The 9776-nt window shown below is 42.1% G+C and carries 10 protein-coding genes; 5 read left to right on the forward strand and 5 right to left on the reverse strand.

Annotated elements, in window-relative coordinates; translation table 11 throughout:
• Positions 1-792: 792 nt before the first annotated feature.
• The 4 genes from V7K89_RS17950 to V7K89_RS17965 form a co-directional block, all read right to left on the reverse strand.
• Positions 793-1479, reverse strand: coding sequence for a phosphate ABC transporter permease (locus V7K89_RS17950; RefSeq protein ID WP_335189389.1), 687 nt, complete (start codon positions 1477-1479; stop codon positions 793-795).
• A 39-nt stretch (positions 1480-1518) separates the two neighbouring features.
• Positions 1519-2355 carry a 4-hydroxy-tetrahydrodipicolinate reductase gene (dapB, locus tag V7K89_RS17955; RefSeq protein WP_335189391.1) on the reverse strand — a complete coding sequence of 279 codons (837 nt, stop codon included), beginning with the start codon at positions 2353-2355 and terminating at the stop codon, positions 1519-1521.
• Between the two features lie 492 nt (positions 2356-2847).
• Entirely contained in the window at positions 2848-3618 is a 771-nt protein-coding gene (gene panB, locus V7K89_RS17960) for a 3-methyl-2-oxobutanoate hydroxymethyltransferase (protein WP_335189393.1), read from the reverse strand.
• A gap of 102 nt (positions 3619-3720) precedes the next feature.
• Complete coding sequence (locus V7K89_RS17965; protein ID WP_335189395.1) at positions 3721-4827, reverse strand: ligand-binding sensor domain-containing protein; 1107 nt, start codon at positions 4825-4827, stop codon at positions 3721-3723.
• Between the two features lie 581 nt (positions 4828-5408).
• Between V7K89_RS17965 and V7K89_RS17970 the strand changes: the two genes are divergently transcribed.
• The 5 genes from V7K89_RS17970 (at position 5409) to V7K89_RS17990 (ending at position 8770) form a co-directional block, all read left to right on the forward strand.
• Positions 5409-5570 carry a hypothetical protein gene (locus V7K89_RS17970; protein WP_335189397.1) on the forward strand — a complete coding sequence of 54 codons (162 nt, stop codon included), beginning with the start codon at positions 5409-5411 and terminating at the stop codon, positions 5568-5570.
• Between the two features lie 62 nt (positions 5571-5632).
• Complete coding sequence (locus V7K89_RS17975) at positions 5633-7063, forward strand: form I ribulose bisphosphate carboxylase large subunit (RefSeq protein WP_335189399.1); 1431 nt, start codon at positions 5633-5635, stop codon at positions 7061-7063.
• 100 nt (positions 7064-7163) lie between these two features.
• Positions 7164-7571: a RuBisCO chaperone RbcX gene (gene rcbX, locus V7K89_RS17980; RefSeq protein WP_335189401.1), complete on the forward strand. Its 408-nt coding sequence runs from the start codon at positions 7164-7166 to the stop codon at positions 7569-7571.
• A gap of 46 nt (positions 7572-7617) precedes the next feature.
• Positions 7618-7959 carry a ribulose bisphosphate carboxylase small subunit gene (locus V7K89_RS17985; protein ID WP_335189403.1) on the forward strand — a complete coding sequence of 114 codons (342 nt, stop codon included), beginning with the start codon at positions 7618-7620 and terminating at the stop codon, positions 7957-7959.
• Positions 7960-8143: 184 nt separating this feature from the next.
• Positions 8144-8770, forward strand: coding sequence for a GDSL-type esterase/lipase family protein (locus tag V7K89_RS17990; RefSeq protein WP_335189406.1), 627 nt, complete (start codon positions 8144-8146; stop codon positions 8768-8770).
• A gap of 122 nt (positions 8771-8892) precedes the next feature.
• Here the strand turns inward: V7K89_RS17990 and V7K89_RS17995 are convergent.
• Positions 8893-9776: TonB-dependent siderophore receptor (locus tag V7K89_RS17995; protein WP_335189408.1), on the reverse strand; the 884-nt coding region annotated here is incomplete at its 5' end.

Consider the following 9776-nt stretch of genomic DNA (forward strand, 5'->3'; position numbering starts at 1 on the left):
GGCAAATTAACCAAACCAATTATTGCATCTATTGCCCGAAGGCAATATATTTTAGAGGCACTATCTGTAGCCAGCTTTTAGAGAATTGGTATAAGCACAAAAAACTAAAATGAAATGTCGAAGTAAACTTCTTTTATCTTGGACTTGATATTCTTTTAGTCTTTCATCGATGTTTATTTGGATGTGAAAGCTATGCTGACACAGCATTATACTCTTTTTACTTTTTCTTTTTTGTTTAAGTCCTACTAATAGCAAACTGGACTAAGGGCGATCGCACTGAAATTAAATCGCGTTTAAATAGCTTTTTTACGGGTGCGATCGCTCAAGCGCGTTCCTAAGAATATAACTTTTTCGTGACAACTAGTATTTGAATTTATCGTACTAATTTGGAAAATACTTATACAGTCCCTAGCTATTTTCGGACTGATGCAGCTATTTTCTATAACCAAGATAGATTCAAAGTTGCCCTCAATTTCAAAAGTCTATTTGACGTAGATTATTTTGAAAGTTCGCTAGGTAATCGGGTTTACTGTGCAAGGAACTGTTTCCTGGCAATTTTGATGCTCATTTCATATCACTCAGCTATCAGGACTTAAACATTTTTGAGGCACAAATAATTCTCAAACCCATACAGGGCAGGAAAAATACACCAAATGCTCAAAAATGCTTGAAACCCAGATATATCAAGAAACTAGACAAAACAATGTCAAAGTCTCTCTATATATAAATAAATTTGAGGCTTTTTTCTGGCTACTTTTTGTCTAAGTCCCAAAACCTATACTAATCACTTCTTCAATCCTCTACTCTACGACGCCGCCGACGCGGCTTTTGTTGTTGGTCTTCACGCAAACGGCGACCGACTTCGTTAAAGAAATCCCGCCGCAGATAAGGATAATCGCTAACCCACAGGTCACGATTGGGAAAGTATATATCGCTGAATTCTTCAATACTGCTCAAATCTGGGCGATTTGACATCACTACCATTTCTGCAATTTGACCGCGAGTAATAACTTTGTGGGCAGGACGTAATGGTGCTACAAACTCAATGCTAAATCCTGTATCATCACCGACCTCTAAATTTATCTGTTTTTCTCGGTTTTCTACAATCACCAATTCGCCTTTGTTATTGACTGTTTCGGTTTTACCCATCAATTGGTCTGTAATCCACCAATCTAGAACTCGACCACGGAAAAAGCCGCCGTACTTGTAACGGCGGCATTGTAAATTCCGCATACTTGCTTGAAACACTGGATACCACAACCAAAAAAAAGCGCCAATTACCCCGAACACAAATACTATTGAAGCAAACTCAAGCTTGAAAATAACTGTTACAAGCAAAATAACAACTACCGCAACTACAGAAATTAACAGCCGTTGCAAAAAATTTGAGAACTTCCCCCAGTAGTACTTGTACTGCAAACCAGTGGCAATTAGGGGGACAACTTGTTCAAATTTCTGGCGAGTCAGTGGTACTAACATGAGTCCTAAGTAATGAATGCCCAATAGTGTGTTTAAAGTTTAAAGTATCTTTTCTAATCCATATACTAACGACTTTAACGTTAAGACTTTGCGAATCGCTAGTAACACTCCTGGCATATAACAAGCGCGATCGCTCGTATCATGTCGTAAAGTATAAATCTGTCCTGCTGCGCCAAAAATCACTTCCTGGTGGGCAATCAATCCCGGCAAGCGGACGCTATGAATTCTAATCCCTTCATCTGCGATACTGCCCCTCGCTCCTGGTAATTTCTCCGTTTCTGCTACAAGAGCAGGGTTAAAAGTTTTACCCAACTCCCCTAATAACTGCGCTGTTTGAATCGCAGTACCACTGGGAGCATCAGCTTTTTGGTTGTGATGCAGTTCAATAATTTCCACATGGTCAAAATATTTGGAAGCTGCGATCGCAGCTTGTTGCAACAGTATCATCCCAATGGAAAAATTAGGAATAATTAGACAACCAGTGCTAGCTTTGTCGGCAAAATCTGCCAAGTCTTGAATTTGTTCTGGACTTAACCCAGTGGTGCCAACTACAGGACGAATACCGTAAGCGATCGCACTGCGAATATTGTCATAAACTGAGTCAGGATGGGTAAAGTCTACAATCACCCCTGGAGGAGACTGTCTGTCACCAGCCACATACCCCAACATCGGTTCTAATTGATTAGTAATCGGCACTTCCAGAGGTTCGCTTAAACCTGCCAATTCTCCAGCGTCTTTATCTTGATGTTCCGAACTGTAGTCAATTGCACCCACTAGGTTTAAGTCAGGCGCTTGTGCCACCGCCTTAACCACCTCACGGCCCATTTTGCCAGCAGCACCGTTGACAATAACCGGGATAGCAGCTTGATTTGTCATAGGTCGAGAATACTTTTTGAGTCAACAAAGGAATTGTAAAGACTTTGGCGCTCTAGTAGCTAGCTTCTCAAATCTCTGGCTTAATTCCACCTACCCGGAATTGGGCAGCTAATCGCTTAGTTTTTCTATTCCCCAAAAGAGCGGTTCTGATTTTCATCCCATTATTTTAGCCAGTAACCTGTTTTATTTTTCGATCATCGTATTTTGATAAGTAGTCCTTATAATGGCTATCAGCCTTTGTTTGTCAAGTATAGTTGACTATTTGTAATATTATTGTTATATTTATTTACATAACTTAGCAAAGCCCGAAAGTAAGCTGCATATATAAAATTGCAACTTGTCTATTACCTATATAGTTTTGGTTACATTGGGTTTCAGTTAAGAAAAACAGACTTTGGTATTGCAATATTCCATTGACATTTGGACTTCTCCCATCTACCTCGGCTCTCAAGTCGGGGTTTTTTTGTTCTCGTCCTTATTTCCTTAACTTTTCTAAGGAAACTTTCGCTCTCGCACTTCCACGGCATAATCTTGCACGGCTTTGGTAATCGTCTGGCGCAAATTTGTGTAAACTTTGGCGAATGGTGGATGCTTTTCTGTCAGTCCAAGGACATCTGAGGTAACTAAAACTTGTCCATCGCAGTGAATTCCCGCACCGATACCAATTGTGGGAATAGTCAATTTTTGTGAAATCTGCATTGCCAAATCTGCGGGTATATGCTCTAACACTAGAGAAAATACACCCGCTTGTTCGAGAGCGATCGCTTCTTGTAAAATTCTCTCACTGGCTTCTTGGGTTTTTCCTTGTTGTCGCAAACCCAGTTGATGTACTGATTGCGGTGTCAAACCCACATGACCCATGACCGGAATTCCAGCTTCTACTAAACGAGCTATAGTTTGGGCGATCGCTGGATAGCCACCTTCCAATTTTACCGCTTGAGCGCCCGTTTCCTTTAGTACCCGCCCAGCTGAGTGCATTGCTTGTTGGAGACTTTCTTGATACGTCAAAAAAGGTAAATCGACAACTACTAATGCGCGTTTAACCCCACGACGTACAGCTTTAGCGTGATATATAATCTCATCCAAAGTTATCGGCAGTGTTGTTTCATACCCTAGAACTACTGCCATAGAATCACCTACAAGGATTAAGTCTACACCAGCTGCATCGAGGAGTTGAGCGATCGCATAATCCCAGGCGGTCAACGCGACAATTGAACGTCCCTGTTGTTTCCATTGAATTAATTGCTGGGTAGTGATTGCCATTTTTAATTAGGGGATAGGGGATAGGGGATAGGTGATAGGGGATAAGTGATAGGGATAGGTAATTAGCTATTAGAAAGAATTCAGTCCCCTGTCCCCTAATCCCTACTTAACAGCGCGGCTGAAAGCAATATGGGGTTTTGCACTGTCCGTTTTGGGCATTAACCAAGCTAGACCTTCACTAGTACCAATCCATAATTTATTGCTGATGTCAGGTGCAAGGGTAATAACTCGACTAGAAGGAAGTCCAGCAACTTCTGGGTCTAATACAGCTCCTGTATTTGGATTTAATCGTAACAAACCATTACTAGTCCCGACCCAGACACTACCATCTTTTGCAAAACGTACCACTGTCACGTCACGCCCACGCAGACGAGTTACAGACCGCAATACTGCACCAGTTTTTGGGTTAATAACTAGCAAATTATTTGGCATTCCTGCCCAAATTAACCCTTCTGGACTAATAGCTAAAGCTTGTACAGTTGTTCCTGGTAAATCGGCTATTCGCTTCATAATCGCAGCACTAGCAGTATTTACCCGCACCAATCCATCCAGAGTACCAACCCACAGTTGACCTTCAGCATCTAAAGTCAGGGCGTTGGCGCTGACACCAGGCAGATTTTTTAATGTTGTCATAATCAAGCCTTGGTCGGGACTAATCAGAGCTAAACCGCTATCGGTTCCAGTCCACAAATAACCCCGTTTGTCAACTAACAGTGACAATACGCGTTTAGAAGGTAAAAATAAATTTTGTGCAGTGATTTCGTTAGTGCGGGGGTCAACTCGAACCAGTCCCTCATAACTTCCTACCCACAAACGTCCTACTTTGTCTTGGGCTAAAGCACCAATGGCAACATTCGGTAAGCTCACACGAGAAATAATATTGCCGGTTTTAGGATCAATCCGCGATAGTCCCCGCCAAGAACCTACCCAAAGATTACCCGTAACATCTCCTAGTAAGTTACCAACACGATAATCAGTTTTTGGCGAATTTTTTTCAACTCCTCGCTCATCAGGCAAAGGTTCTACTCGTGGTGGCGGTGGGGAAAGTGGGTAAGCGGGGGTTACATCAGATGAATTAATCTCAGGGGTTTTTTGTGCCCATCCCATATTTGGCAAAGCTATCAACCCCAGCAAGATAGAAGTAATTAATAAACTAGTACGCTTGTAAAACAATACCACGGTGACATTTCCTTTGGAGACACTACCCATAGCATTTACCTAAACTGGCTTTGGGTTGATTTCAGTGTTCCCCTAGCTGGGATTTTTTAAACATTGGGCATTGGGCATTGGGAGTGTTGAGTTAGGAATTCTCTCCCCTGCTCCTTCCTCTGCTCTCATCTCCCCCATGCCCCATGCCCTATGCCCAATGCGCCATTGATAACATTTTGTAAAGCTTTTGTAACAAAAAGTTTAAATCTTTATGTAATAACAAATTCATATAGTTAAGTTAAAAACTTTCAAAGAATAACTTATCGAATTCTTGATATATTGTGAAACAAGTTACAAATTACGTGGTGTGCAATTTTTTATCTTTAGGCTCACAACTCTGCTAAATCTGTGTCAAATAAATTCTTTTCTGGTATCTTTATCCATCAACGGATAAGATATACGGAGTGTAGAGGCGGGAATGAGTGCCAGCCAGCTCAATCCCCTGAATACACCGATTTGTAGGGAAATTATCTAAATCAAGCCGCAAAAAGCGGAAGTTTTGGTGAAATTGAGAAAGTTTAGTTGGGTGTGAAGAAGAGGTAAAAAAGAATTTTGATTTATAGGAAGAGGGAACAGTAGAAGTGCTAGGTCGTGTACCCCTAGAAGGGGATAACACTGGTGAGGAGGACTACCACCGCTACCAAAGTGTCAGCCGCAAAAAAACTACTACCCTTTGTCAAAAACAACCCTTAACAAAAATTTTTCCCGTTTTTTTCCTTGATGAAGGGAAAAAAATGGGGTGAAGGGAAGTTGCACAAAACGTGATTTGATAATTAACAAGAGTGATTTCAGGGAAGGATAAAATATGTCTTACGCTCAAACGAGGACTCAGAGCAAATCTGGGTATCAAGCCGGGGTTCAAGATTACAGATTAACTTATTACACACCCGATTACACACCAAAAGATACCGATCTTCTAGCTGCGTTCCGCATGACACCTCAGCCTGGTGTTCCTCCCGAAGAAGCAGGTGCGGCTGTAGCGGCTGAGTCTTCCACGGGTACTTGGACAACTGTGTGGACAGATTTGCTCACCGACCTCGATCGCTACAAAGGTCGTTGCTACGACATCGAACCAGTTCGGGGCGAAGACAACCAATATATTGCTTACGTTGCCTATCCTTTGGATCTGTTTGAAGAAGGCTCTGTAACCAACGTGTTGACCTCAATTGTCGGTAACGTGTTTGGTTTCAAAGCTCTACGCGCACTGCGTCTAGAAGATATCCGTTTTCCAGTAGCTTACATCAAGACTTTCCAAGGGCCTCCTCACGGTATCCAAGTTGAGCGCGATAAGTTAAACAAATACGGTCGTCCTTTACTCGGTTGTACCATTAAGCCAAAATTGGGTCTTTCCGCTAAGAACTACGGACGCGCTGTATACGAGTGCTTGCGCGGTGGTTTGGACTTCACCAAAGACGACGAAAACATCAACTCCGCACCATTCCAAAGATGGCGCGATCGCTTCTTGTTCGTAGCTGAAGCTATCAACAAAGCCCAAGCTGAAACCGGTGAAATTAAAGGTCACTACCTAAACGTTACCGCTCCTACCTGTGAAGAAATGCTGAAGCGGGCTGAGTACGCGAAAGAACTCAAAATGCCCATCGTTATGCATGATTACCTCACAGCAGGTTTCACCGCTAACACCACATTGGCTCGTTGGTGCCGCGACAATGGTCTATTGCTGCACATTCACCGTGCTATGCACGCTGTAATTGACCGTCAAAAGAACCACGGTATCCACTTCCGTGTATTGGCTAAAGCCCTACGTTTATCTGGTGGCGATCACATCCACACTGGTACAGTAGTTGGTAAGTTGGAAGGTGAACGTGGTATCACAATGGGCTTCGTTGACCTGTTGCGTGAAAACTATATTGAGCAAGACAAGTCTCGTGGTATTTACTTTACCCAAGACTGGGCTTCTCTACCTGGTGTAATGGCAGTTGCTTCTGGTGGTATCCACGTATGGCACATGCCCGCACTGGTAGAAATCTTTGGTGATGACTCCGTACTACAGTTCGGTGGTGGTACACTGGGACACCCTTGGGGTAACGCTCCTGGTGCAACCGCTAACCGCGTCGCCTTGGAAGCCGTTATTCAAGCTCGTAACGAAGGCCGTAACTTGGCTCGTGAAGGTAACGATATCATCCGTGAAGCTGCCAAGTGGTCTCCTGAACTGGCTGCTGCTTGCGAGCTGTGGAAAGAAATCAAGTTCGAGTTTGAAGCAATGGATACCGTCTGATCTGGGTTAACAGTTAAGAGTTAAGAGTTAAGAGTTAGGATTTGCATTAATTCATAACTCAAAACTCATAACTCATAACTCTTCAGGGCTGGGGTCAAGTATGAATTTTAAGCAAATTGCGAAGGACACAACCAAAACTCTCCAAAGTTATCTGACTTATCAGGCTCTAAGGACAGTATTGGCACAGCTAGGTGAAACGAATCCTCCATTAGAACTTTGGCTGCATAACTTTTCGTCTGGCAAAATTCAGAATGGTGAATCATACATTGAGCAACTGTTGCGAGAAAAACCAGATTTGGCTTTGCGAATCATGACTGTCAGGGAACACATTGCGGAAGAAATTGCAGAATTTTTGCCGGAAATGGTTCGCACTGGCATTCAGCAAGCCAATATGGAGCAGCGTCGTCAGCATTTAGAACGCATCACACAAATAGATACATCTAACCCCAGCCTGCAACCAGAACAGCAAGCAACTTCAGATCCAAATTTGGATAACTTATCCAATTAGTTCAGTCAATCTAGTAGTAAAAAATCGCAACCCATTATCAAAAGCTATGCAAACTTTACCAAAAGAGCGTCGTTACGAAACCCTTTCTTATCTGCCACCCCTGTCTGACGCTCAAATTTCCAAGCAGATCCAGTACATTTTGAATCAAGGTTACATTCCAGCAATCGAATTTAACGAAACTTCTGAGCCAACAGAATTGTATTGGACACTGTGGAAGCTGCCTTTGTTCGGTGCTAGATCTACTCAAGAAGTACTGAACGAAGTTCAAGGATGCCGTTCTCAATTCAGCAACAGCTATATTCGGGTTGTGGGTTTTGACAACATTAAGCAGTGTCAAGTTCTCAGCTTTATTGTTCACAAACCTAACAACAGAACTAGCAGATACTAAACTAAGCGTTGCTCTAAGTAATTAGTTTATCTCCATAGGAGAGGTGGAATTATCTGTCTCTCCTATTTCTTAGCTTTTTTTGAAACGCAGAGGGATGCATTCGCAAAGCGTCTCGCAGAGAAGGAAAACGCAGAGAATAACTCAATGCTCCTTTGTGTAAACCTTTGCTTTTTAAATATAATAAATGGAATTACAGCATCTATCGGAAGTAAGAATTTGCTTTGTTGGTGACTCTTTTGTTAATGGTACTGGCGATCAAGAATGTCTTGGTTGGACAGGGAGAGTATGTACAAATGCTAATAAAAAAGGTTATGACATTACTTACTATAATTTAGGAATTAGGCGTGATACGAGTACTGATATAGCAAAGCGTTGGTTACAGGAAGTATCACTGCGATTACCCAAAGAATATGATGGCAGAGTTGTATTTTCTTTTGGATTGAATGATACAACATTAGAAAATGGTAAAACTCGTGTGGAATTGGCAGATTCTATCAAAAATGCCCGTGAAATTTTAAGTATTGCTCAAAAATTATATCCTGTTTTAATGGTTGGCCCTGCACCCTATGCAGAACAAAAAGATAGTCAAAGAAGGCAGAAAAACATCGATTTAACCCAACATTTAGCTTTAATTTGCAAAAAACTAGATGTACCTTATTTAGATGTTTTTACTATATTAGAAAAATCAAATATCTGGATAGATGAAGCAAGAGCTAATGATGGCGCTCATCCAAGAGCAGGAGGTTATACAGAATTTGCCCAAATCGTGGAAAATTGGGACGCTTGGTTAAATTGGTTTCCTCTGACTTAATCGAACATTCAAAGTTAGGAAAATATAAATATTTATTTTTTGAGCGATCGCCTCAAATTTACTGTCAGCATCTGTTTAGTTATACTGTACACACACTGACTGCTCTTGGTGACGATGGCTCATCAAAACTGTACCGAAATCGTTCCCACAACACTAAATGGTGCGCCAGGAATCACACCTAAGCGATCGCTATTTGGTGAACCGAGATAATATTCTGTGTCGAACAAATTACGGAAGTTCAGTTGCGCTCGCCAGTTATCTCGTCGGTAGAAAATTGAACTATCGAAGCGCAGATAGCTAGGAATATCGTAGGAGTTGGCAAGGTCTCCAGCGCGATCGCCTACATAATAAACGCCTAAACCAAATCCCAAGCCTTTTAAATCTCCTCTCTGGAGTTGATAAGTTGTCCATAAACTGGCAGAATGACGAGGCGCATTTGCAAACCGATTTCCCACAGGAGTAAGATTGTCGCTACTGACAAAGGCATCATCGTAGCCATAGGCAGCAATCACATTTAATCCTGGTAAAATTTCACCTGATACATCTAGTTCAATTCCTCGGCTTTTCACTTCTCCAGTTAAAACAGAGAAAGGTGAGTTGTTGATTTCGGCTGTGGGAATATTAGTCTTTGTAATGTCATAGAAAGCCAAAGTTCCACCAAATTTACCGAAGTCTAGTTTGGTTCCTACTTCATATTGTGTTGACCGTTGTGGTGGCGGAACATCCCCACTTGCTAAGATGGCAGAACTCGGCTCAAAACCTTTTGTGAAGGAGGCATACAACGATACAGGTTGTAAGGGTTGGTAGACAATCCCGACTCTGGGATTGAAAGCAGTGAAATTGGCTTCGGTGGGTGTTGAATTCAATCGGTTAAATTGATTTCGTTGATAATTATCGAATCGTCCACCTAACAATATAGCAACCGCCAGGTTGGTTAGGACACTAAACTCAGAACATACTCCATTGCCGCTCGCAAGGTAGGGAAGTACTCCAGTTGCTTGCGGAT

The sequence above is a fragment of the Nostoc sp. genome (assembly GCF_036917515.1).
GTDB lineage: Bacteria > Cyanobacteriota > Cyanobacteriia > Cyanobacteriales > Nostocaceae > Nostoc.